Source organism: Kitasatospora sp. NPDC001603 (assembly GCF_040298365.1).
Taxonomy (GTDB): domain Bacteria; phylum Actinomycetota; class Actinomycetes; order Streptomycetales; family Streptomycetaceae; genus Kitasatospora.
The window spans coordinates 1-25,774 of the sequence record NZ_JBEPAA010000102.1; the positions used below are offsets into that span (position 1 = coordinate 1).

General features: G+C 73.4%; 8 protein-coding genes. 5 read left to right on the forward strand and 3 right to left on the reverse strand.

What is annotated here, in order from left to right; genetic code table 11:
• The 3 genes from ABT263_RS35345 to ABT263_RS35355 form a co-directional block, all read right to left on the reverse strand.
• Positions 1-2,408, reverse strand: a 2,408-nt coding sequence (locus ABT263_RS35345) for a condensation domain-containing protein (protein ID WP_352297196.1), incomplete at its 3' end; no start/stop codon positions are given.
• A 2-nt stretch (positions 2,409-2,410) separates the two neighbouring features.
• A complete protein-coding gene (locus ABT263_RS35350; RefSeq protein WP_352297199.1) occupies positions 2,411-7,078 on the reverse strand; it encodes a non-ribosomal peptide synthetase in 4,668 nt (1,555 codons plus the stop codon).
• 98 nt (positions 7,079-7,176) lie between these two features.
• Complete coding sequence (locus tag ABT263_RS35355) at positions 7,177-7,398, reverse strand: MbtH family protein (RefSeq protein WP_329488965.1); 222 nt, start codon at positions 7,396-7,398, stop codon at positions 7,177-7,179.
• A 572-nt stretch (positions 7,399-7,970) separates the two neighbouring features.
• Between ABT263_RS35355 and ABT263_RS35360 the strand changes: the two genes are divergently transcribed.
• The 5 genes from ABT263_RS35360 to ABT263_RS35380 all read left to right on the forward strand — a co-directional run.
• A complete protein-coding gene (locus ABT263_RS35360; protein ID WP_329488966.1) occupies positions 7,971-8,987 on the forward strand; it encodes a helix-turn-helix transcriptional regulator in 1,017 nt (338 codons plus the stop codon).
• Between the two features lie 237 nt (positions 8,988-9,224).
• Positions 9,225-9,968: an ABC transporter ATP-binding protein gene (locus ABT263_RS35365; RefSeq protein ID WP_352297201.1), complete on the forward strand. Its 744-nt coding sequence runs from the start codon at positions 9,225-9,227 to the stop codon at positions 9,966-9,968.
• Complete coding sequence (locus tag ABT263_RS35370; RefSeq protein WP_352297204.1) at positions 9,962-12,520, forward strand: FtsX-like permease family protein; 2,559 nt, start codon at positions 9,962-9,964, stop codon at positions 12,518-12,520. The genes ABT263_RS35365 and ABT263_RS35370 overlap by 7 nt, the downstream gene beginning before the upstream one ends.
• Before the next feature lie 166 nt (positions 12,521-12,686).
• Entirely contained in the window at positions 12,687-12,908 is a 222-nt protein-coding gene (locus tag ABT263_RS35375) for an MbtH family protein (RefSeq protein ID WP_329488969.1), read from the forward strand.
• A gap of 93 nt (positions 12,909-13,001) precedes the next feature.
• On the forward strand, positions 13,002-25,774 hold a 12,773-nt coding region (locus ABT263_RS35380), incomplete at its 3' end, for a non-ribosomal peptide synthetase (protein ID WP_352297206.1).

Genomic DNA, 25,774 nt, shown 5'->3' on the forward strand with positions numbered 1-25,774 from the left:
TAGACGGTGGTCTCGGTGGGGCCGTACATGTTGACCAGGGTCGGGTTGGTCCAGCCGAACGTCCGAGTCCAGTCGGCGAGTTCGGTGACGTCGAGGCGTTCGCCGGCGAAGATGACGGTGCGCAGGGCGGTGCCCGCGGTGCCGGTGCCGGTGGTGAGGGTGGTGGCGAGGGAGCGGAACGCGGAGGGGGTCTGGCAGAGCATGGTGATCTGCTCGGTGGTGAGCAGGTCGAGCATGTCGTGCGGGGAGCGGGCGACCATGGCGGGGACGACGACGAGGCGGCCGCCGTGGAGGAGGGCGCCCCACATCTCGTAGACGGAGACGTCGAAGGCGTAGGAGTGGAACAGGGCCCAGACGTCGTTCGTCGAGGGGGCCAGCTGGTCGCGGGTGGCGGTGAACAGGCGGGCGACGTTGGCGTGGGTGAGGCTGACGCCCTTGGGCAGGCCGGTGGAGCCTGAGGTGTAGATGACGTAGATCTGGTTGTCCGGACGCACGCCGGTCACGGGTGCGGTGGCCGGGCGGGCGTTGATCTCGGCCGCGTGGGCGTCGACGAACACACGGGTGCCGGTGAACTCCAGCTCGTCGAGGGCGGAGTGGGTGAGCAGGATCGGTGCCTTGGCGTCGGCGAGCATGTAGGCGAGGCGGTCGGCGGGGTTGGCCGGGTCGAGCGGCAGGTAGGCGGCGCCGGACTTCAGGATGCCGAGGAGGGCGGGGATGAGGTCGGGTCCGCGTTCCAGGGAGAGGCCGACGATCCGCTCGGGGCCGGCGCCCAGGGCGATGAGGTGGTGGGCGATGCGGTTGGCCCGCTCGTCCAGCTCGGCGTAGGTGAGGTGGGCCGAGCCACTGGTCAGCGCGATGGCGTCCGGGGTGCGGGCGGCCTGGGCGGCGAACAGCTCGTGGACGCAGTCCTCGACCGGCTGCTCGACGGCGGTGTTCCAGGTGTCGAGCAGCAGCTCACGCTCCGCGGCCGGCAGGAAGTCGATCGCGGAGAGCCGGGCGTCCGGCGTCGCGGTGAGACCGGCCAGCAGGTTCAGGTAGTGCGCGGCCATCCGCTCGATCGTGCCGCGGTCGAAGAGGGCGGTGGCGAAGCAGAGCCGGGCCTCCAGCGGCCCGTTCACGCCGTCGGTGATGTCCAGGGTGAGGTCGACCTTGGCGATCCGGTCGGCGGACTCGGGGCGCACGGTCAGGCCGGGCAACTCGAAGGCGGGCGCCTGGTGCTCGCGGAGGATGAAGTCGACCTGGTACAGCGGCGTGCGCGAGAGGTCGCGCTTCGGCTGCAGCTCGTCGACGAGGCGGGCGAACGGCACGGACTGGTGCTCGTAGGCGTCCAGCATGGTGCGGCGGCCGGTCGCGAGCAGCTCGCGGAAGGTCGGGTCGCCCTGCCAGTCGAGGCGGTTGACCACGACGTTGATGCCGTAGCCGATAAGCCGCTGGAGCTCGGGGCGGGCGCGGCCGGAGACGGTGACGCCGACGGGGATGTCGGTGGTGCGGGTGTAGCGGGAGACCAGCGACTGGAAGGCGGTGAGCAGGACGACGAACCGGGTGACATCGTTCTCGGCGGCCACCCGCTGGGCCCGCTCGGCGAGTTCGGCCGGGATCGTGAAGGTGACGGCGTCGCCGGCGGACTCGCGGCGGGCGGGGCGGGGGCGGTCGGTGGGCAGGTCGATGACCGGGACGTCGGACAGCCGGCCGCGCCAGTAGTCGAGCTGGCGGTCGAGCACGTCACCGCTCAGCTCCTTGCGCTGCCAGGCGGCGAAGTCGGCGAACTGGACCGGCAGCGGGGCGAGCGGGGAGGGCGCGCCGGCGGTGAACGCGGTGTACAGGGCGCCGAGTTCCTCCGCGAAGACGCCCATCGACCAGGCGTCGCACGCGATGTGGTGGAAGGTGACGACCAGGATGTGCCGGTCCTCGGCGAGGGCGAACAGCCGGGCACGGACCGGCCAGTCGCGCTCCAGGTCGAACGGGGTGACGATCTCCTGCTCGGCGAGCTCCCGGGCCCGCGCCTCGCGGTCCTGGACGGGGACGTCCGCCAGGTCCACGACGGGGAACGGCGGGGCCGCGGGAGCGTCGACGATCTGGACCGGCTCCTCGCCGGCCAGCAGGTAGCGGGTCCGCAGGATCTCGTGGCGGGCGACGATCTCCGTCCACGCCGCGCGCAGGGCGGCGCGGTCCAGCGTCCCGTCGAGCCGCAGCGCCAGCGGTACCAGGTACTCGGCGCTGTCGGGCTCCAGGCGGTTGAGGAACCACATCTGCTGCTGACCGAACGTGACGGGCAGCGGCTGGTCCCGATCAACCGTGGTGATCAGGGACCGGCGACCGCCCCGCTTGCCGGCCAGCCGGCGCCGCAGCAGCTCCTCGCGCTGCGCTGCCACGTCCTGCTTGGTCGACTTCATGTCGCCGGTGTTCATTCCTAGTTCTCCTTGGAGTTCGTGGCGGCGGCGCCGGCCGTGGCGGTGCTGGGGGCGAAGAGGTCCGACTCCGCGATCTCGGAGTCGCTCAGCTGCTCGATCTCGGCCCTGATCTGGTCCTCGATCGCCGCGGCCAGACGGCCGACGGTGGGCTGGGCGAAGACGGTGCCGATGGAGAGGTCGATGTCGAACTCGTCCTGGAGCTGGGAGGTCATGCGGATGGCCAGGATCGAGTGGCCGCCGAGCGTGAAGAAGCTGTCCTGCACGCCGACCCGGGGCAGTCCGAGCAGTTCGGCCCAGATCTGGGCGATCCGCTCCTCGGTGGGGGTGGTGGGCGGCTGGAAGCCGTCGTCCCCGGCGTCGATGTCGGGCAGGGCCCGGCGGTCGACCTTCCCGTTGGCGGTGAGCGGGATCCGGTCGATCACCGTGAGGGCCGACGGGACCATGTAGTCGGGGAGGCGCTCGGCGAGCGCGGCCCTGACCGGTCCGAGGTCGACGGGCCCGGTGCCGTCCGTGACCAGGTAGCCGACCAGCGACTTCTCACCGGTGGTGCTCTCCCGGACGATCACCACGGCGTCGCGGACCGGTGCCAGCTCCGACAGTACGGCCTCGATCTCTCCGAGTTCTATGCGGTATCCGCGCAGCTTGACCTGGGTGTCGATGCGGCCGAGGAAGGAGATGCTGCCGTCGGACAGCACCCGGGTCAGGTCGCCGGTGCGGTAGAGGCGGGAGCCGGCCGGGCCGTAGGGGTTCGGGACGAACTTCTCGGCGGTCAGCTCGGGCCGGCCGTGGTAGCCGCGGGCCAGGCCCTCGCCGCCGACGTGGAGTTCGCCGGCGACGCCGACCGGGACGGGCCGGCCGGACCGGTCCAGCACCAGGGCGGTGGTGTTGGGCAGCGGGCCGCCCAGCGGTACGGCGGCGGCCTGCGGCCGGTCGACGGGGTGCACGGTGGAGCCGATCGAGGCCTCGGTCGGTCCGTACTCGTTGATCAGCCGGCCGGGGCCGAGGGCCGTGAGCCAGCGGTTGGCGAGGCGGGCGGGCAGTTCCTCGCCGGCCACCAGGACCAGCCGGGCCAGTGCCGACATCCGCTCGTCGGTCAGCTGGTCGGTGAGCAGTTCGAGGTGCCCGGGGGTGAGCTTGACGAAGGCGTACGGCGCACCGGCCAGCAGCGTCTCGCCGAGGGTGGCGAGATCCAGGTCGGCGGGCAGGACGTGCACCGCGCGGCCGGTGATCAGCGGCACGTACAGGTTGGTGGCCGGCAGGTCGAAGGCGATGGAGCTGAACAGCGGGGCGCCGCCCTCGGTGCCGGTCAGGTCGCGGGCCGCCCAGCGCAGGTGGTTGGCCAGGCCGCGGTGGTGCACCATGACGCCCTTGGGGCGGCCGGTGGAGCCGGAGGTGTAGATCGCGTAGGCGAGCAGCTCCGGGTCCCCGGAGCGGGCGGGCCGCTCGGCCGGGCGGGCCTCGACGGCGGCGCGGTCGGCGTCCAGCAGGACGAGGGCGCCCTGGTGGCCCGCCGTGGCGGAGGCCTGGTCGGAGGTGGTGACGAGCAGCGGCGAGCGGCAGTCGGAGAGGACGTGGCGCAGCCGCTCGGCGGGCAGCGACGGGTCCAGCGGCAGGTAGGCGGCGTCGGCCTTCCAGATGCCGAGCAGGGCGGGGACGAGCTCCGGTCCGCGGGCCAGGCAGAGGCCGACGACGGTGTCGGGGCCGGCGCCCAGGGCGATCAGGTGGTGGGCGATGCGGTTGGCCCGCTCGTCCACCTCGGCGTAGGTCAGCCGGGTCTCGCCGGCGATCACGGCGACGGCGTCGGGGGTGGTCCGGGCCTGCTCCTCGAACAGGTCGAGGGTGGTGCCGGCCGGCCAGTCGGCGTGCTCGCCGGTGCCCCAGCCGGTGAGCTGCTCGCGGTCCCGCTCGGCCATGATCCCGGCGGCGGCGAGGGTGACGGCGGGCTCGGCGGTGACGGACTCCAGCAGGCGCAGGAAGTGGTCGGCCAGCCGCTCGACGGTGGTCCGCTCGAACAGCGCGTCGGTGTACTCGAAGGCGCCGCTCCAGGTGCCGTCGGCCTCGCTGCGGACGTAGAGGGTGAGGTCGGTCTTGGCGACCTGGCGGGCCGGGTGGAGGTAGTCGATGTCGGCGCGGTCGGGCATGCCGCCGATCAGCTGGCCGTCGTGCAGGTTGAAGGCGACCTGGTAGAGCGGGGTGCGGGACTGGTCGCGCTCGGGGCGCAGCTCGTCCACGATGTGCTCGAAGGAGAGGTTCTGGTGGGCGAAGGCCTCGCGGCAGACCACCCGGACCTTCTCCAGGGCCTCGGTGAAGGTCAGGCCCTCCGCCAGCCGGCAGCGCAGCACCAGCGAGTTGAGGAAGAAGCCGACGGTGCGGTCGACCTCGGGCCGGGTGCGGCCGGCGACCGGGGTGCCGATCACCACGTCCCACTGGCCGCTGAGCCGGGCGAGCACGGTGCCGAAGGCGGTCAGCAGCGTCATGAACGGCGTGGCCTCGCGGCTCTGGCCGAGGTCGGTGACCGCGGCCATCAGGCGCTGCGGGATCTCGAAGGTGACGACGTCGCCGTGCGGGTCGCGCTTGGCGGGGCGCGGGTGGTCGGCGGGCAGCTCCAGCGGGACGAGCCCGTCGAGCGCGGTGCGCCAGTAGTCGAGCTCGTCGGCCAGCCGCTCCTTGGAGTGCCACTCCTGCTGCCAGCCGGCGTAGTCGGCGTACTGCACCGGGACGGCGGGCAGCCGCGGGGTGACGCCGGCCCGCAGGGCGGCGCACAGCTGGTGGAACTCCTCCTCCAGGACGGCGGCCGACCAGCCGTCGCAGGCGATGTGGTGGATGGTGACGAGCAGCAGCTGCTCGTCGCCGTCGGCGGGGGTGCGGGCCAGGGTGGCGCGCCAGAGCCGGCCGGAGGCGAGGTCGAAGCCGGTCTCGAACTGCTCGCGGAAGAGCTCGACGATCCGCTCGCGGCTGCCTTCGGCGCACCGCAGCTCGATCGGCAGGGTTTCGCCGATCTCCTGGAGCGGTTCGCCGTCGACGACGGTGTAGCGGGTGCGCAGCGCCTCGTGGCGGTCGGCGAGGGTGTCGAGCACCAGGCGGACGGTGTCGGCCTCGACGTCCCCGGGCAGCCGCAGGAACAGCGGGGCGGTCCACTCCGGGCTGGGCTCCATGGTGTCGAGCAGCCAGATCCGGCGCTGGCCGTACGAGAGCGGCAGCGGCCGGTCGCGGGGCACCGGGGTGATGCCGGCGGCGGTCGGCCGGGCGTCCGCGAGCAGGGCGACCTGCTCGCGGACGGTGACCGCGCCGAACAGGTCGGCGAGCACGATCGGGGTGCCGGTGGCCGCGTTGAGGCGCTTGGCCAGCTCGGTCATGATCAGCGAGTAGCCGCCGAGCTGGAAGAAGTTGTCGTCCAGGCCGACCTGCGCCACCTCCAGCAGCTCGGACCAGATCCGGGCCACGGTCCGCTCGACGGCGGTCACGGGGGCGACGTGGGCGGGGCGGCCGGGCGCGGCGCCGGCGGGCGCGGCCTGCGGGCGGTCGGCCTCGTCGAGCAGCTCCAGGACGCCGTCGCCCTGCCAGCGGACCAGGTCGCCGGTGGCGTGCATGCGGCTGCCGGCGGTGCCGTAGACGGCGGGGCGCAGCCGCTCGGCGGTGGTGCGCGGGTCGTCGAGGTAGCCGGCGCCGGCGCCGAGGCCGGCCGCGTTCAGCCGGCCGGGGACGCCCGGCGGGACGAGGTCGCCGTACTCGTCGAGGACGAGCAGCGGGATCCGGTCGATCGGGCGGCCGAGCAGGGTGTCCGGGCCGGTGCGGTCCGGGTCGACGGTGTGGGCGGTCACCGCGAGGGCGCCGTCGAGCAGGTGGAGGCTGCACACTTCCTCGGCGCCGGCGGCGGTCAGGGCGCGCGCGGTGCCGGCGGTCAGCCCGGCGCCGGCGGCGAGCACCAGGCGGGGGGCGGTGCCGGGCCGCAGGTCGGCGGCGGCGAGCAGCGCGGGCGCGCCGGCCAGTACGGTGGCCCGCTGCTCGGCGGCGACGGCGGCGAGGCCGGCGGGGTCGGTCACCGGGACGGCGGTGGCCCCGGCGGCCAGCGCGGCGAACAGCGGGGCGAACCAGCCGTCGGTGCCGCCGGCGCAGAGCACCCGGTCGCCCGGCTCCAGGCCGAACTCCTCGACCAGCCAGTCGATCTGGTGCAGTACGGCGGCCTGGTCGAGGACCAGGGTGCGGCCGGTGGCCGGGTCGTGGTGCAGCCAGGCGGCGTCGGTCGGCCCGGCGGGCCGGCCGCGGTGGTCGGCGGGCCGGTCGGCGAGGTCCCGCACCAGCGCGCGGGGGCCGACGACCCGGGCGGCGCCGTGCCGCTCGGGCGCGTCCTCGTCCAGGGTGAGGACGAGCTCCACCCGGGCGGGCAGGGCGCCGAGCGGGAGGTCGGCGGGCAGGGGCAGGACGGCCGCGCCGGCGCGCCAGATGCCGAGGGCGGTCCGCGCGAACGCCGCCCCGGGGGAGAGGTGCACGCCGACGACGCCGCCGGGCGCGATGCCCGCCTCGGCGAGGAAGTGCGCCAGCCGGCCGGCGTGCTCGTCGAGCCCGCGGTAGTCGGCGCGGTCCTGGTGGTCGGACACGGCGATGGCGTCGGGAGCCCGGCGGGTCGAGCTCGCAATCAGGTCGTGCAGGGAAGGCCGCGGGGTCACGAGAGCTCCTCGCTCGGTGTCACGGTGGGGTGGGCGGTACGACGACGCGCGCTCTCCCGCGGCGGCCGGTGGGGGCCGCCGCGGGAGAGCGGGGTCGTTCAGTTGGCGGCGGCCTGGGCGGCCATCCGGGTGCGCAGGCTCAGCGGGCGCATGTCGGTCCACACCTCGCCGATGCGGGTGAGGCACTCCTGCTTGGTGCCGCCGGTGCCCTCGGCCCGCCAGCCGTCCGGCAGGGCGCGGTCCGCCCACCAGATCGAGTACTGCTCCTCGTCGTTGAGCACCACGAGGTAGCTCTGCTCGTCGACAATCTGCTCAGCCATGACGCTCCCAGGTCGGTTGAGGCCGGTGCCGCCATGGGCGGCTGGATGCACGGGACGGCCGAGCTGTTGGGCGGGCCGGCTGCCCGCACACTCGTCCGACTGCCCGGGAAGTCTGCGGTGGCCCGCTATAGACGCTCTATACCGCCGGATCCGGCCGTCGGCGTGCCTTCCGGCGCAGGTCACGAGGGGTGCGCTGGCCCCGGATCGGGGCGGTCCGGGGCGTGGTGGAAATCACGATTGCTTATATCGAGTGGTTTGCGGTGGCCGAAAAATGCCCCTCCGCCACCCTGGGTGTCCATTACTTGACTTCATGTCATTCGATGACAGAAACTCGACCGGGGGCGTGCAGGGAGTGACATTTCCGTGGCTCGGCCCAGCCGGGGGGCAGCCATATTCAAGGCCCCCGTGTGAAGAAGTTCAGAGATTCCTCGGGGGACGTTTCACCATGTCAGACCTGCTTCGCGTGATCAGACCGCGTCTGTGTCCAGCCTCTTCGCATTCCGACTGTCCAATGTCGACTGATTCTTGACGGCCCATCAGACCACCCTCCCTGGACAATTGGATTCACGGCAATGCTGGAGAAGCTGGGCCTCGGTGCCGAGGCCGGTTCGGTCTACAAAGAAATGCTCAAGGATCCGCAGAGCGGACCCGCCGACATCGCCGGCCGGCTCGGCTGGACCGAGGCCCGGGTGCGGTCGTCCCTGGACGAGCTCGCCCGCCTCGCGCTGCTGAGACCGTCCTGGCAGGACCCGGGCGTGCTGAAGCCGGTGGAACCGGAGGTCGGGCTGCGCTACCTGCTCGACCGCCGGGAGGCCGAGCTCCAGCGGCGCCTGCTGGAGATCGAGCAGGGCCGTCGCGACCTCGTCGAGGTGGTCGCCGAGTACGCCAACCTGACCCGGTCCTCCCGCAAGAGCGCGGACGTCGAGGTGCTGGAGGGGATCGACTCGATCCGGCTGCGGATCGAGTCGCTGGCGACCGGCTGCACCGAGGAGGTGCTGGGCTTCGTCACCTCGGGGGTGATGTCCGAGGCGAACATCGAGGCCAGCCGCCCGCTGGACCTGCGGGTGCTGCGCGGCGGGGTCCGGCTGCGCTCGATCTACCTGGAGAGCATCAAGAACGACAACAACACCATTGCGTACGCTCATTGGCTGACGGAGCAGGGCGCCCAGGTGCGCGTCGCGCCGACGCTTCCGCCGCGCATGGTGATCTATGACCGGTCCACCGCTATTGTTCCGGTGGACCCCGAGGAGACCCGCAGGGGCGCCCTCGTGCTGCGCGGCCACGGAGTGGTCGGCGCGCTGTGCGAACTGTTCGAGCGGGTCTGGCAGAGCTCCCTGCCGGTCGCCTCCGAGCCGGAGGCTCCGGTCGGCCGGGAACAGCCCGAACTGTCCCCGCGATCGCAGGCCATCCTGGTCCTGCTGGCCAAGGGCGCCACCGACGAGATGATCGCCCGCAGGCTCGGCGTCTCGGTCCGCACCGTACGGCGCGGCACCGCCGAGCTGGCCGCCCAGCTGGGCGCCAAGACGAAGTTCCAGGCCGGGATGATGGCGCTCCAGCACGGCTGGGTCGATCCCGCCCTGCTCTCCTGACACCGGCCGCCGCCGGACCCGGACCCGGGGCCGGCGGCGCTCGGCCCGGTCGGGAGCGTGGCGTCCGGCCCGGGGCGGGAACGCCGGTGCCGCGCCCCGGGGAAGCCCAACCCGCCGCATCCCCGTCCTCGCGGGCCGGGCCGGCCGCCCCGTGCCACCGGGGGTGTAGCCAGCCATACCCCGGGACTGAATCCCAGGCCATTGAGCCGCACCCACCCCGACTGATGGGCTGAGACTATGAACGCCACGGACTTTGCCGTTGAACTCCGATCGGTCTGCCGGACCTACCGACGCGGACCCGAGCCGGTCGTCGGCCTGGACGACGTGAGTGTCGGGTTCCCCTTCGGGACCTTCACCGCCGTCATGGGCCCCTCCGGCTCCGGCAAGTCGACCCTGCTGCGGTCCGCCGCGGGCCTGGAGCCGATCGACCAGGGGGAGGTGCGGGTCGACGGCACCGCCCTGGGCGGCCTGCGCGACAACGACCTGACCGTGCTGCGCCGGGAGAAGATCGGCTTCGTCTTCCAGTCCTTCAACCTGCTGCCCGCCCTGACCGCGGCGCAGAACGTGGCGCTCCCGGCCAAGCTGGCCGGCCGGCACCCCGCGCCCTCCGAGGTGACCGCCGCGCTGGCCGTGGTCGGCCTCGCCGAGCGGGCCGGACACCGGCCGGGCGAGCTCTCCGGCGGCCAGCAGCAGCGGGTGGCCATCGCCCGCGCGCTGATCACCCGCCCCGCGGTGCTGCTGGCCGACGAGCCGACCGGCGCCCTGGACACCAAGAGCGGCCGCGAGGTCCTGGCCCTGCTGCGCTCCATGGCCGACGAGCCCAGCCGCGCCGTGGTCATGGTCACCCACGACCCGGTCGCCGCCTCCTACGCCGACCGCGTGGTCTTCCTCCGCGACGGCCGGCTGGCCGGCTCGCTGGAGCGGCCCACCGCCGAGCAGGTCGCCTCCCGGATGACCGCGCTGGAGGCCGTGGCATGCTGAGCCTCGCCCTCGCCACCATCAAGCTGCGCTGGGCCTCGTTCGTCGGCAGCTTCGTCGCCCTGGCCTGCGGCGTCGCCCTGATGGCGACCTCGATCCTGGTCATGGCCGCCACCTCGGACATCCCCGACCAGGAACGCCAGCGCTTCTCGCAGGCCCCCGTCCTGGTGTCCGCCTTCCACACCCTGGACTTCAGGCGGGACGACGGCGACGTCTCCCCGACCCCGGTGGCCAAGCAGCAGGGCCTGCCGGCCGAGCTGATCGCCGCGGTGGCCGCCACCGGCCGGACGGTCGAGGACCGCACCTTCTACGCCCAGCTCGCGGACGGCCCGCACGACCAGGTCGGACGCGCCTGGTCCAGTGCGGAGCTCGGCGGCTACCGGCTGACCGCCGGCTCGGCGCCGACCACCGACGAGCAGATCGTCATCGGCGGCGGCAGCCCCGACCAGGTCGGCCGGCGCGTCCAGTACGTCACCGCCGACGGCCTGCACAGCGCGACCGTCTCCGGCGTCACCGAGGCGGAGCCGTTCGAGCACGCCGTCTTCTTCACCGACGCGCAGGCCGCCCGCTTCTGCCCCGCCGTCGGCGTGCTGGCCGCCTTCGGCCCCGTCGACGCGGTCCGCCAGGCGGTGGCCGGCGCCGGCGGCGCGACCACCGCCCGGGTGCTGACCGGTGCCGAGCGCAGCCAGCTGGACCCGCACCACATCGACGTCGCCGGCCAGCTCGACAACGTGCAGACCCCGCTCGGGCTCTCCGCCGCGGTCTCCGGCGGCACCGCGGTGTTCGTGGTCGCGGGCACCTTCGCGCTGTCGATCGCCCAGCGCCGCCGTGAGCTCGCCCTGCTCCGCCTGATCGGCGCCACCCGCAAGCAGCTGCGCACCCTGGTCAACCGGGAGGCCCTGCTGGTCGGCCTGCTGGCCTCCGCCACGGGCTGCGTGCTCGGTGCGGTCGGGGCGCCGCTGGCCGGCCGCTGGCTGATCGACCACGACATGGTGCCGGCCGACTTCACCGTCCCGATCAGCTGGTGGGGGCTGCTCGTCGCGGCCCTGATCGGACTGCTGACCGCGATGGCCGGCGTGGTGCTCTCCTCGTTCAAGGCCGGACTGGTCAGCCCCGGCGAGGCGCTGATGGAGGCCGACGTGGAGCGGCGCTCGCGGGTCGCCCTGGCGGTCCGCTGGATCAGCGGCCTGCTCGTGCTCGGCGGTGGCATCGCGGCGCTCGTGGTGGTGGCCCGGACCTGGCCCGACGCCGCGGCCAGCGCCGCCGACTCGCTCGGACTGCTGCTGGCCGTCGTCGGCGGCTGCGTCCTGCTCGCGGGCGTGCTGGCCACCCCGGTGATCCGGCTGCTGACGGTGCTGCCCACGTTCTCGGCCCGGCTGCGCGGCCGCCCCGCCGAGGACGGCGGCGGCATCGTCTGGGCCACCGCCCGGCAGAGCGCGCTGACGGCCTTCCGGCGCACCGCCGCCACCACCACCCCGGTGGTGCTGGTCGTCGCCTTCGCCGGCTGCCTGCTCGGCAGCGTCGACACCATCAACCGCTCGAAGGTCACCGAGGTCCGCGGCCAGCTGGCCGCCACCGACTTCGTCGTCGCACCGGCCGGCACGCCCGGGCTGAGCCGGACGGTGGTGGACCGCGTCCGCGCCGTCCCCGGCGTGCGGAGCCTGGTCATCACCCCGACCCTGGTGATGGCCGACCAGGACGGCCAGGCCCTGGTCGCCTTCCCCGCCGCGACGGCGGACGCCGCCGCGCTGGCCGAGGTCGACCGGCTCCCGGTCGTCGAGGGCTCGCTGGCCGACCTCGGCCCCGACTCGATCGTGCTCAGCCGCACCTGGCCCGGCTCGCCGCGGACCGGGCAGCAGGTCCCGGTCTGGCTGGCCGACGGCACCCCCCGGACCCTGCGGGTCGCCGCCGTCCTCGGCACCGGTGCCGAGACGGTCCAGGCCTGGGTGACCGGGCACAACGCCGTCACCGGCGGGGTCGGCGGCCAGGCCCTGGCGAGCCAGATCCACCTGCGGGTGCTGCCCGGCACCGATCGGCAGCAGGCCGCCGACGCCCTGCGGGCGGCCGTGCAGGGGCTGGGCGCCAAGCTCGCGACCTCGGAGGAGACCTGGTCGGCGGCCACCGACAGCAACGAGGAGGCCTCCTGGAACGCCCTGCTGATGATCCTCGGCCTGGCGATCTGCTACGCGGCCATCGCGCTGGCCAACTCGCTGGTGATGACCGTCGCCGACCGCAGGAAGGAGCTGTCGCTGCTGCGCCTGGCCGGCGCCACCAAGGCCCAGGTACTGCGCACCGTCGCCGTCGAGACGATGCTGTGCGTGGCGGCCGGCACGTTCCTCGGCCTGCTCGGTACCGCGATCAGCATCGGCGGCTCCTGGGCGGCCCTGACCAACCTGGTCGGCCCGACGCCCGCGATGGTGCCCTGGGGCACGATGGGTGTGCTCGCCGCCTGCTGCGCGGCCATCGCGCTCGTCTCGGCGGTGCTGCCGGCCGCGCTCGCGCTGCGCGACCGGGACGGCCAGGGCATCCTGCGCGGGGCCGCCGGTTCGGCCTGACCACCCCGCCAGCGGCTCCAAGTGCCGGGAACTCCATCGGAGTTCCCGGCACTTCCGGTTTCCGGAGGCGGCGCCGGAGCGGCCGGCCCGGCGGCGTATAGGGGCGTTATAGCGAGGCTGCGCAGACTGGCCGGGAATCCCATCCCACCGTGAACTCGGGAGCGTCATGGCTGAGCAGATTGTCGACGAGCAGACCTACCTGGTGGTGCTCAACGACGAGGAGCAGTACTCGATCTGGTGGGCGGACCGCGCCCTGCCGGACGGCTGGCGGGCCGAGGGCACCGGCGGCACCAAGCAGGAGTGCCTCACCCGCATCGGCGAGGTGTGGACCGACATGCGCCCGCTGAGCCTGCGCACCCGGATGGCCGCCCAGGCCGCCGCCAACTGACCCACCACCGACTCGTCCGGGGAGGCCGCACGCCCGCTGGGGGCGACGCCGGCCGCCCCGGACGGTGATGTCACCGCCAGCTACCCGCCCGAAGTGGAGCAAGTCGAAGTGTCAGGATCGCGGATCGATGCGAGCAGCCCCATGCTGACCGGCGAGCTGTTCGCAGCCCAGGCGGCGGCCACTCCGACCGCGGTCGCGGTGGTGGTCGGTGATGTGGAGCTGACGTACGGGCAGGTGGCGGAGCGGGCTGCGCGGTTCGGTGCGCTGTTGCGGGCGGCGGGTGTCGGTCCGGAGAGCGTGGTGGGTGTGTGCCTGCCGCGTGAGGCGGATCTGGTGCCGCTGCTGCTCGGCGTCTGGCTGGCGGGTGGGGCGTATCTGCCGATCGATCCGGCGCTGCCGGGTGAGCGGATCGACTACATGCTGGCGGACTCGGGCGCGGCGGTGCTGGTCACCGTGAGCGGTCAGGCGGTGGACTTCGCCGGGACCAGGATCGACCTGGACACGGTGGTGCCCGACGAGGTTGCTCCGCTGCCCGTTCCGTGCGCTGTGGTTCCGGAGCAGTTGGCGTACGTGCTGTACACGAGTGGTTCGACGGGGCGTCCGAAGGGCGTGATGATCGGGCACGGTGCGCTGCACAACCTGCTCGCCTCGATCCGGGACGACCTGGGGGCCCAGGGCCGTACGGTGTGGCTGGCCTCGACCTCGGTGTCCTTCGACATCTCGGGTCTGGAGCTGCACCTGCCGCTGGTCACGGGTGGCCGGGTGGTGCTGGCACGGGACCACGAGGCGAAGGACCCGGCGGCGCTGATCGCCCTGATCGGGGCCCACCGGGTGACCCACGTGCAGGCCACGCCGTCGGCGTGGCGACTGCTGCTGGAGGCCGGCTTCGACGACTGGACGGTCACCGCCCTGACCGGCGGCGAGCCCCTCCCGGCGCACCTCGCGACCCGGCTGATCGAGACCACGCAACGGGTGGTCAACGTCTACGGTCCGACCGAGACCACCATCTGGTCGAGCTTCTGGGACGTCCCCGAGGAGCCGGAGACCATCGCCGTCGGCCACCCGCTGGCCAACACCGGCCTGTACGTGCTGGACGAGCGACTGCGGCAGCTGCCCCCCGGAGTGACCGGCCAGCTGTTCATCGACGGTGACGGGGTGGCCCGGGGCTACCACGGCCGGGCGGACCTCACGGCGGAGAGGTTCCTGCCGAACCCGTACGGGGCGGCGGGTTCGCGGCTGTACGCGACGGGTGACCTGGCCCGGTTCCTGGCGGACGGCAGTCTGGAGTGCCTGGGCCGGATCGACAGCCAGGTCAAGATCCGCGGTTACCGCATCGAGCTGGGTGAGATCGAGACGGTCCTGAGCGGGCTGGAGCAGGTCCGCCAGGCCGTCGTGACCGTCCACGACGAGGCCCTCGTCGCGTATGTCGTGCCCGCCGGCGGCCGGGTGGACGCGGGGGAGCTGCGGGCCCGCCTCGCCGAAACCCTGCCCGAGTACATGGTCCCGGGCGCGTTCGTGACGATCGACGCCGTCCCGCTGAGCAACAGCGGCAAGGTCGACCACCGCGCCCTCCCCGCCCCCGACCTGGACGCGTTCGCCACCGGCGGCTACACCGCCCCGCGTACTCCGGTCGAGGAGCGCCTGGCGGCCGTCTGGGCCGAGGTCCTGGGCCTGCCGCGGGTCGGTGTCGAGGACAGCTTCTTCGACCTCGGCGGCGACTCCATCCGCGCCGTCCGCCTCGTCGGCGCCCTGCGCGCCGCCGGCTACGACATCACCATCCCCGACGTCTTCCAGCAGCGCACCATCACCGCCCTCGCGGCCCGGATCGGTGACGGCACCGGCCACTCCCTGATCACCGCCGTCCAGCCCTTCGCCCTCATCGGCGACGACGACCGCACGGCCCTCCCGGCCGATGTCGTCGACGCCTACCCGCTCTCCCAGGCGCAGACCGGCATGCTGGTCGAACTGGCGGCGGCCCAGGACTCGACGCTCTACCACAACCTCAACTCCTTCCGGATCGCCGAGAGCATCGGCTACGCGGCGGAGGAGCTGCGCCGCGCCGTCGACATCCTGACGGAGCGTCACGAGATCCTGCGCACCTCGATCGCGCTGTCCGGGTACGCGCAGCCGCTGCAGCTCGTGCACGCCTCGGCGCGGATCCCGCTCACCACCGTCGACCTGCGCGGCCTCACCGCCGACCAGGCGCAGGACCGGGCACGCGAGTACGTGCGGCAGGAGCGCGCGGCCGGCTTCGACCTGACCGCCGCCCCGCTGCTGCGGATCGCCGCGCACATCGAGTCCGACCGGGCCTGGCACCTGACCTTCAGCCACAGCCACACCGTGACCGACGGCTGGACGCTCAACTCGCTGCTGATGGAGCTCCTGGGCGTCTACCAGGCGCTCTGCGAGGGCCGGGAACCGGCGATCCACGAGGCGCCCGCCGTCCGCTACGCCGACTACATCGCCGCCGAACAGGCCTCCCTCGCCGACCCGGCCGACCAGGCCTTCTGGCAGCAGGTCGTCGACGAGCACAGCCCGCTGGTGCTGCCCGGCAGCTGGGCGGACCAGGCGGGGCGGGCCCCGGTCGACCGGACCGTCGACTACACCGACCTGGAGGACGGACTGCGCGTCCTCGCCGGCCGGGCGAAGACCTCGCTCAAGAGCGTGCTGCTGGCCGCGCACCTCAAGGTGCTGTCCGCCCTCACCCCGGACGAGGCCTTCCACACCGGCGTGGTCTACCACGGCCGCCTGGAGGCGCCGGGCGCCGACCGGGTGCTCGGCATGCACCTCAACACCCTGCCCTTCCCGACCACCCGCGGTGCCCGCACCTGGCGCGAGCTGGTCGAGCGGACCTACGCCACCGAGACCGCCATCTGGTCCCACCGCCGCTACCCGCTGCCCGCCGTCCAGCGCGCCGCCGGCGGCTCCGGCCTGCTGTCGACCCTCTTCGACTACCAGGACTTCCACCAGGTCGACAGCGGGAAGGCCGCCGGCGGCATCGGCATCGACGGCGGCCTGGACGGGGGCGGCAACGAGTTCGCCCTGATGGCCATCGCCGGCAACGGACGACTCGGCCTCGCCGCCGGAGCCGGCGCCCTCGGCAGCGCGAACCTGGAGCGGCTGGCCGCCCTCTACCGGCTGGTCCTGGAGTCGATGGCCGCCGATCCGGACGGTGACGCCCTCGCCGTCCCGCTGCCCGAGACCGACCGCCGGCTGCTCGCCGACTGGCAGCGGCGCACCGAACTGCCCGTGGACGCCTGCCTCCACGAGCTGTTCGCCGCCCGGGCCGCCCGCACCCCGGACGCCGTCGCCCTGACCAGCGGCTCGGCCCACCTCACCTACGCCGAGCTGGACGAGCGGGCCAACCGCATCGCCCACCACCTCACCGCCCTCGGAGCCCGTCCCGACACCGTGGTCGGCGTCAGCCTGGAGCGCGGCCCCGACCTCGTCCCCACCCTGCTCGGCGTCCTGAAGTCCGGCGCCGCCTACCTGCCGCTGGACCCCTCCAACCCGGCCGACCGCCTCGCCTACATGCTGGCCGACGCCAAGGCCGACCTGCTCGTCACCCACTCGGCCCTGGACGAGCTGGAGTTCACGGGCACCCGTGTGTTCGTCGACGCCCACGCGGCGGAGATCGCGGCCCGTCCGGCCACCGCGCCGGTCACGGACGTGCGCCCGGACAATCTGATCTACGTCATCTACACCTCGGGCTCCACCGGCCTGCCCAAGGGCGTCAGCCTCACCCACGCGAACGTCGCGCGCCTGTTCACCACGACCCGCGAGCAGCTGGCCTTCTCGGCGGACGATGTGTGGGCGCTGTTCCACTCCTACGCCTTCGACGTCTCCGTCTGGGAGATGTGGGGCGCCCTGCTGCACGGCGCCCGCCTCGTCGTCGTCCCGCCCACCGTGAGCCGCTCCCCGCACGACCTGATCGACCTGCTGGTCCGCGAGCGGGTCAGCGTGCTGTGCCAGACGCCGTCCGCCTTCCGCGCGCTGTCCGGCCTGGCCGAGCAGGACGACCCGCGGGTGGACCGACTCGCCCTGCGCACCGTCATCTTCGCCGGTGAGCGCCTCGACATGGCCGAACTCCGCTCCTGGGCGGCCCGCAAGGGCACCGAGCGCCCGGCCCTGGTCAACATGTACGGCCCCACCGAGATCACCGTGTACGCGACCCACCACGTGATCACCGCCGACGAGGTGGCCACCTCCCACCGCAGCAACATCGGCCATGCGCTGGGGGACCTGAGCATCCACCTCCTGGACACCGCCGGCCACCCGGTGCCGGTCGGCGTGCCCGGTGAGATGCACATCGGCGGCCCGGGCCTGGCCCGCGGCTACCTCGACCGCCCCGGGCTGACCGCCGAGCGGTTCGTCCCCGACCCCTTCGGCGCGCCCGGCTCCCGCCTCTACCGCACCGGCGACCTCGTCCTCCGCCTGCCCGACGGCGCCATCGACTTCCTCGGCCGGATCGACGGCCAGATCAAGATCCGCGGCTACCGCGTCGAGCTGGGCGAGATCGAGGCCGCACTGGCCGCCTGCGCCGGGGTGCGCCAGGCCGTGGTCACCGTGCGCGAGAACGCGGCGGGGGAGAAGTCCCTGGTCGGCTACGTCGTCACCGGGACCGCCGGGGCGGGCGCCGACACGGCGGCGCTGCGCGCGGCGCTGGCCGTCACCCTGCCCGAGTACATGGTCCCGGCCGCGTTCGTCGCCCTGGACGCCCTCCCGCTCAGCAACAGCGGCAAGCTCGACCGCCGCGCGCTGCCCGCGCCGGACCTGGACGCCTTCAGCACCGGCGGCTACACCGCCCCGCGCACCCCCGTCGAGGAGCGCTTGGCGGCGGTCTGGGCCGAGGTGCTCGGCCTGTCCGAGGTGGGCGTCGAGGACAGCTTCTTCGACCTCGGCGGCGACTCCATCCGCGCCGTCCGCCTGGTCGGCGCGCTGCGCGCGGCCGGCTACGACGTGAGCATCCGCGACGTCTTCGACCACCGCACCGTCGCCGCCCTGGCCGCCACGGTCGGCGACGGCGGCGCGTCGCTGATCACCGCCGTCGAGCCGTTCGCGCTGATCGCGGAGGAGGACCGCGCGGCCCTGCCCACCGACGTCGTCGACGCCTACCCGCTCTCGCAGATCCAGACCGGCATGCTGGTCGAGCTGATGACCTCCGGCGACCGCGGGCTCTACCACAACCTGAACTCCTTCCGGATCCCCGACGCCGTGCCCTTCGACGCCGCCGCGTTGCGCGGCGCGCTCGACCTGGTCGCCGCCCGGCACGAGATCCTGCGCACCTCGCTGCACCTCGCGGACTTCTCCCGGCCGCTCCAGCTGGTGCACGCCGCCGTCACCTTCCCGCTCGCCGTGCACGACCTGCGCGGCCTCACCGCCGAGCAGGCACAGGACCGGGCGGACACCTACCTGCGGGAGGAGCGCGCGGCCGGCTTCGACCTGACGGCCGCCCCGCTGCTGCGCTTCGCCGCGCACATCGAGTCCGACCGGGCCTGGCGCCTGACCTTCAGCCACAGCCACACCGTGACCGACGGCTGGACGCTCAACTCGCTGCTGATGGAGCTCCTGGACGTCTACCGGGCGCTGTCCGAGGGCCGTGAGCCGGCGGTGCACGAGGAGCCCGCCGTCCGTTACGCCGACTACATCGCCGCCGAACAGGCCTCCCTCGCCGACCCGGCCGACCAGGCCTTCTGGCAGCGGATCGTCGACGAGCACAGCCCGCTCGCGCTGCCGGCCGGGTGGGGCGGCGAGCGCGGCGGGCAGGTGAGCCACCAGGTGCCGTTCGCGGACCTGGAGGACGGCCTGCGGGCGCTGGCCGCCGAGGCGAGGACGTCGGTCAAGAGCGTGCTGCTGGCCGCGCACCTCAAGGTGCTGGGCAGCCTCACCTCCGAGCAGGCCTTCCACACCGGCGTGGTCTACCACGGCCGGCTGGAGGCACCGGGCGCCGACCGGGTGCTCGGCATGCACCTCAACACCCTGCCCTTCCCGGCCACCCGGGGTGCGAGGACCTGGCGTGAGCTGGTCGAGCGGACGTACGCGACCGAGAGTGCCATCTGGTCCCACCGCCGCTACCCGCTGCCCGCCATCCAGCGCGCCGCCGACAACACCCGTGACCTGATCACCGTCCTCTTCGACCACCACGACTTCCACCAGGTCGACACCGACACCGTCGACGTGGACGGCGGGATCAACGACGGCGGCACCGAGTTCGCGCTCAACGCGATCCCCTCGAACGGGTACTTCAACCTGAGCGGCTCGACGGAGTACTTCACCGCGGCGAACCTGGAGCGGCTGGGCGCCATGTACCGGTCGGTGCTGGAGGCGATGGCCGCCGACGCCGACGGCGACGCCCGCGCCGCCCACCTCCCGGCCGACGAACTCTCCCGACTGCTCGACACCTGGAACACCACCGTCGAGCAGCCGGCCGAGGACTGCGTCCACGAGCTGTTCACCGCCCAGGCCACCCGCACCCCGGACGCCATCGCGCTGACCAGCGGCTCGGCCCACCTCACCTACGCCGAGCTGGACGAGCGGGCCAACCGCATCGCCCACCACCTCATCGCCCTGGGCGCCGGCCCCGAGCGGATCGTCGGCCTCTCCCTGGAACGCGGCCCCGACCTCATCCCGGCCCTCCTCGGCATCCTGAAGTCCGGCGCCGCCTACCTGCCGCTCGACCCGGCCAACCCCGCCGACCGCCTCGCCTACATGCTGGCCGACGCCAAGGCCGACCTGCTCGTCACCCACTCGGCCCTGGACGAGCTGGAGTTCACCGGCACCCGTGTGTTCGTCGACACCCACGCGGACGAGATCAACGCCCGCCCGGCCACCGCACCCGTGACCGGCGTGCGTCCGGACAACCAGATCTACGTCATCTACACCTCGGGCTCCACCGGCCTGCCCAAGGGCGTCAGCCTCACCCACGCCAACGTCGCCCGCCACTTCGCGGCCACCCGGGGGCAGTTCGGCTTCCGGCCGGGCGACGTGGTCACCCAGTCGCACGCCTACAGCTTCGACGTCTCCGTCTGGGAGATGTGGGCCGCCCTGCTGCACGGCGGCCGACTCGTCCTCGTCCCCTCGGCGGTCGCCCGCTCGCCGCACGACTTCCTGGACCTCATGGTCGAGCAGCAGGTCACCGTCCTGCTGCAGACGCCCTCCGCGTTCTCCGCGCTCGCGGCGGCCGCCAAGGACGGCGACCCGCGGCTCGACCGGCTGGCCCTGCGCCTGGTCGCCTTCGGCGGTGAGCGACTGGAGGCCGCCGAACTCCAGCCCTGGATCGCCCGGATGGGCCTGGACCACCCCGAGCCGGTCAACCTGTACGGCCCGACCGAGACCACCATGCACTGCGCCTACCACCGGGTCGGCGCCGAGGACCTCGCCGACCCGCGCCGCAGCGTCATCGGGCGCCCGGTCGGCGACCTCACCATCCACCTGCTCGACGCGGCCGGCCGCCTGGTACCCACCGGCGTTCCCGGCGAGATCCACGTCGGCGGCCCCGGCGTGGCCCGCGGCTACCTCGACCGCCCCGCACTCACCGCCGAGCGCTTCGTCCCCGACCCGTTCGGCCCGCCCGGAGCCCGCCTCTACGCCACCGGCGACCTCGCCCGCCGCCTGCCCGACGGCAGCCTCGACTCCCTCGGCCGGATCGACAGCCAGGTCAAGATCCGCGGCCACCGCGTCGAGCTCGGCGAGATCGAGTCCGCGCTGACCGCCCACCCGGACATCCGCGACGCCGTGGTGACCGTCCACGAGCCGGCCCCGGGGGTCAAGCGCCTGATCGCCTACCTGGTGGCCGCCGGGCCGCTCGACCTGACCGGGCTGCGCGCCCGGCTCGGCGAGAGCCTGCCGGAGTACATGGTCCCGGCCGGGTACGTCCTGCTCGACCGGATCCCGCTGACCAGCAGCAGCAAGGTCGACGTGCGTGCGCTGCCCGCCCCCGACGCCGAAGCCTTCGACGCCTCGGAGTACGTCGGCCCGCGCACCCCCGCCGAGGAGCGGATCGCCGCCATCTGGGCCGACGTCCTCGGCCTGTCGCAGGTGGGCGTGCGGAGCAGCTTCTTCGACCTCGGCGGTGACTCGATGCGGGTCGTCCGGCTGGTCGGCGCGCTGCGCGCGGCGGGCTTCGACATCACCGTCCCCGCGGTCTTCGAGCACCGCACCGTCGCCGCGCTGGCCGCCACGGTCGGGACCGGCGGCGAGTCGCTGATCACCGCGGTCCGGCCGTTCGCGCTGATCGGCGACGGTGACCGGGCACTGCTGCCCGCCGACGCCGTCGACGCCTACCCGCTCTCCCAGGTGCAGACCGGCATGCTCGTCGAGCTGCTCGCGACCGCCCCCGGGAAGCAGCGCAGCCTGTACCACAACGTCAACTCCTTCCTGATCCGGGACGGACAGCCCTTCTCGCTGGAGTCGCTGCAGGGCGCCGTGGACACCGTGGCGGCCCGCCACGACATCCTGCGCACCTCGATGCACCTGGAGGGCTTCGACGAGCCGCTGCAGATCGTGCACGCCACCGCCGACTACCCGGTGGTCCTGGAGGACCTGCGCGGCCTCGACCAGGCCGAACGGGCCCGGCTCAAGGGCGAGTTCCTGACGCGCGAGCAGTCCCGGACCTTCGACCTCACCGTCGCGCCGCTGCTGCGGGTCTCGGCGCTCGTCGAGTCCGAGGACTCCTGGCGGCTCAACTTCACCTACAACCACGCCATTTCGGAGGGCTGGAGCTACAACTCGCTGCTGATGGAGGTGCTCGACTGCTACCGCGCGCTGCGCGACGCGGGCGCGCCGGACGCCTACGAGCAGCCGGCGGTGCGGTACGCGGACTTCATCGCCGCCGAGCAGACCGCGCTGGCCGACCCGGCCACCCAGGCCTTCTGGCAGCAGATCGTCGAGGAGCACACGCCGCTGGCGCTCCCGGTCGGCTGGGCCGCCGAGGCGGGCGAGGCGACCCGCCGGCACCTCCAGGTGCCGTTCGCGGACCTGGAGGACGGCCTGCGGGCGCTGGCCGCCCGGGCGAAGACCTCGCTCAAGAGCGTGCTGCTCGCGGCGCACCTCAAGGTGCTGTCCGCCCTCACCCCGGACGAGGCCTTCCACACCGGCGTGGTCTACCACGGCCGTCTGGAGGCGCCGGGTGCCGACCGGGTGCTGGGTATGCACCTCAACACCCTTCCGTTCCCGGCCAGTCGGGGTGCGAGGACCTGGCGTGAGCTGGTCGAGCGGACGTACGCGACGGAGACCGCCATCTGGTCCCACCGCCGCTACCCGCTGCCCGCCATCCAGCGCGCCGCCGGGAACACCCGCGACCTGCTCACGGTGCTGTTCGAGTTCCTCGACTTCCACCAGGTCGACACCGAAGCGGTCGACGTGGACGGCGGAGTCAGCGACGGCATCAACGAGTTCGCGCTCAACGTCATCCCGACCCGCGGCAGCGTGAACTTCCACGTCTCGGCCGGGGTGCTCAGCCAGGCGAGCCTGGAGCGGTTGGGTGGGTTGTACCGGTCGGTGTTGGAGGCGATGGCGGCGGATCCGGAGGGTGACGCGCGTGTGGTGCCGTTGTCCGGGGCCGAGGTGGCGGTGTTGTCGGCGCCGGGGCGTGAGGTGGTGTGGTCGACGGTCAGTGCGCCGGAGGCGTTCGCGGCCCGGGTCGTGGAGTCGCCGGACGCGGTCGCGGTGGTGGTCGGTGATGTGGAGCTGACGTACGGGCAGGTGGCGGAGCGGGCTGCGCGGTTCGGTGCGCTGTTGCGGGCGGCGGGTGTCGGTCCGGAGAGCGTGGTGGGTGTGTGCCTGCCGCGTGAGGCGGATCTGGTGCCGCTGCTGCACGGCGTCTGGCTGGCGGGTGGCGCGTATCTGCCGATCGATCCGGCGCTGCCGGGTGAGCGGATCGACTACATGCTGGCGGACTCGGGCGCGGCGGTGCTGGTCACCGTGAGCGGCCGGTCGGTGGAGTTCGCCGGGACCAGGATCGACCTGGACACGGTGGTGCTCGACGAGGTCCCGCCGGTGCCCGCTTCGGGCGCGGTGGTTCCGGAGCAGTTGGCGTACGTGCTGTACACGAGTGGTTCGACGGGGCGTCCGAAGGGCGTGATGATCGGGCACGGTGCGCTGCACAACCTGCTGGCGTCGGTGCGGGACGACCTGGGTGTGCCGGATGGTTCGGTGTGGCTGGCCTCGACGTCGGTGTCGTTCGACATCTCGGGTCTGGAGCTGCACCTGCCGCTGGTCACGGGTGGCCGGGTGGTGCTGGCACGGGACCACGAGGCGAAGGACCCGGCGGCGCTGATCGCCCTGATCGGGGCCCACCGGGTGAGTCATGTGCAGGCGACGCCGTCGGCGTGGCGGCTGCTGCTGGAGGCGGGTTTCGAGGAGCGTTCGGTCACCGCGCTGACGGGTGGCGAGCCGTTGCCCGGGCACCTGGCGTCCGCCCTGTCGGCGGTCACGCGGCGGGTGGTCAACGTCTACGGTCCGACGGAGACGACGATCTGGTCGAGCTTCTGGGAGGTGCCTACGGGTGCGGGGGCGGTGAGCATCGGCCACCCGTTGGCCAACACCGGCCTGTACGTGTTGGACGAGGGGCTGCGGCTGCTTCCGTCGGGGGTGACGGGTCAGTTGTTCATCGACGGTGACGGGGTGGCCCGGGGCTACCACGGGCGGGCGGACCTCACGGCGGAGAGGTTCCTGCCGAATCCGTACGGGGCGGCGGGTTCGCGGCTGTACGCGACGGGTGACCTGGCGCGGTTCCTGGCGGATGGCAGTCTGGAGTGCCTGGGCCGGATCGACAGCCAGGTCAAGGTCCGTGGTTACCGTATCGAGCTGGGTGAGATCGAGACGGTCCTGAGCGGGTTGGAGCAGGTCCGCCAGGCCGTCGTGACCGTCCACGACGAGGCCCTCGTCGCGTATGTCGTGCCCGCCGGCGGCCGGGTGGACGCGGGGGAGCTGCGGGCCCGCCTCGCCGAAACCCTGCCCGAGTACATGGTCCCGGGCGCGTTCGTGGCGATCGACGCCGTCCCGCTGAGCAACAGCGGCAAGGTCGACCACCGCGCCCTCCCCGCCCCGGACCTGGACGCGTTCGCCACCGGCGGCTACACCGCCCCGCGTACTCCGGTCGAGGAGCGCCTGGCGGCCGTCTGGGCCGAGGTCCTGGGCCTGCCGCGGGTCGGTGTCGAGGACAGCTTCTTCGACCTCGGCGGCGACTCCATCCGCGCCGTCCGCCTGGTCGGAGCCCTTCGCGCCGCCGGCTACGACATCACCATCCCCGACGTCTTCCAGCAGCGCACCATCGCCGCCCTCGCGGCCCGGATCGGTGACGGCACCGGCGAGTCCCTGATCACCGCCGTCGAGCCCTTCGCCCTCATCGGCGACGACGACCGCGCGGCCCTCCCGGCCGACGTCGTCGACGCCTACCCGCTCTCCCAGGTCCAGACCGGCATGCTCGTCGAACTGCTGGGTTCGGGCGACCGCGGGCTCTACCACAACCTGAACTCCTTCCGGATCCCGGACACCGCGCCCTTCGACGCCGCCGCGTTGCGCGGCGCGCTCGACCTGGTCACCGCCCGGCACGAGATCCTGCGCACCTCGCTGCACCTCGCGGACTTCTCCCAGCCGCTGCAGTCGGTGCACGCCACCGCCGAGGTCCCGCTCACCGTGCACGATCTGCGTGGTCTGACCGAGGCCGAGGTGGCGGAGCGCACGACCGCCTATGTCGAGCAGGAGCGTGCGGCGGGCTTCGACCTGGCCGCCGCCCCGCTGCTGCGGATCGCCGTGCACATCGAGTCCGACCAGGCCTGGCGGGTGACCACCAGCCACAGCCACACCGTGACCGACGGCTGGACGCTCAACTCGCTGCTGATGGAGCTCCTGGAGGTCTACCGGGCGCTGCGCGACGGCCGCGAACCGGCGGTCCACGAGGCGCCCGCCGTCCGCTACGCCGACTACATCGCCGCCGAGCAGACCGCGCTCTCCGACCCGCAGACCCAGGCCTTCTGGCAGCACCTGGTCGACACCCACAGCCCACTCGCCCTCCCCGTCAGCTGGGCGGATCCGGCGACCCCGGGTACGCCCGTCGGCCGGATCGTCCACTACGGCGACCTGGAGGACGGTCTGCGTCGTCTCGCCACCGAGGCGAGGACGTCGCTGAAGAGCGTGCTGCTGGCCGCGCACCTCAAGGTGATGGGCAGCCTGACGGCCGAGGACGCCTTCCACACCGGCGTGGTCTACCACGGCCGCCTGGAGGCGCCGGGCGCGGACCGGGTGCTGGGTATGCACCTCAACACCCTGCCCTTCCCGACGACTCGGGGCGCGAGGACCTGGCGTGAGCTGGTCGAGCAGACCTACGCGACGGAGACCGCCATCTGGTCCCACCGCCGCTACCCGCTGCCCGCCGTCCAGCGCGCCGCCGGCAGCTCCGGCGACCTGGTCTCGATCCTCTTCGAGTACTTGGACTTCCACGTCGTGGACGAGAACTCCGTCGACCTGGACGGGTCGATGGGCGACGGCGCCAACGAGTTCGCCCTCAACGTGCTGGCCAGGCGCGACCATCTGACGCTGGCCGGTACCAGTGCGGCCGTCGACCGGTCGCGGCTGGCACTGTTGGGTGAGCGCTACCGGCTGGTGCTGGAGGCGATGGCCGCCGACCCCAACGGCGACGCGACCCTCTCCCACCTGCCGAAGGCGGAGCGCGCCCAGCTCACGACCTGGGCCGCAGGCGACCCGGTCGAGTGGCCGCAGGGCCTGACCGTCGACCTGATCGAAGCCCAGGCCGCCGCGACTCCGGACGCGGTCGCCGTCATCGCCGGGGACGTCCGCCTCACCTACCGCGAGGTCGACGAACGCGCCAACCGCATCGCCCACCACCTGCTCACCCTCGGCGCCGG

Excerpts from the sequence above, each read along its gene's own strand:
- ABT263_RS35360 (WP_329488966.1), top strand. The coding sequence starts at position 7,971 with ATGCTGGAGAAGCTGGGCCTCGGTGCCGAGGCCGGTTCGGTCTACAAA.
- ABT263_RS35375 (WP_329488969.1), top strand. The coding sequence starts at position 12,687 with ATGGCTGAGCAGATTGTCGACGAGCAGACCTACCTGGTGGTGCTCAAC.
- ABT263_RS35370 (WP_352297204.1), top strand. The coding sequence starts at position 9,962 with ATGCTGAGCCTCGCCCTCGCCACCATCAAGCTGCGCTGGGCCTCGTTC.
- ABT263_RS35355 (WP_329488965.1), bottom strand. The coding sequence starts at position 7,398 with ATGGCTGAGCAGATTGTCGACGAGCAGAGCTACCTCGTGGTGCTCAAC.
- ABT263_RS35365 (WP_352297201.1), top strand. The coding sequence starts at position 9,225 with ATGAACGCCACGGACTTTGCCGTTGAACTCCGATCGGTCTGCCGGACC.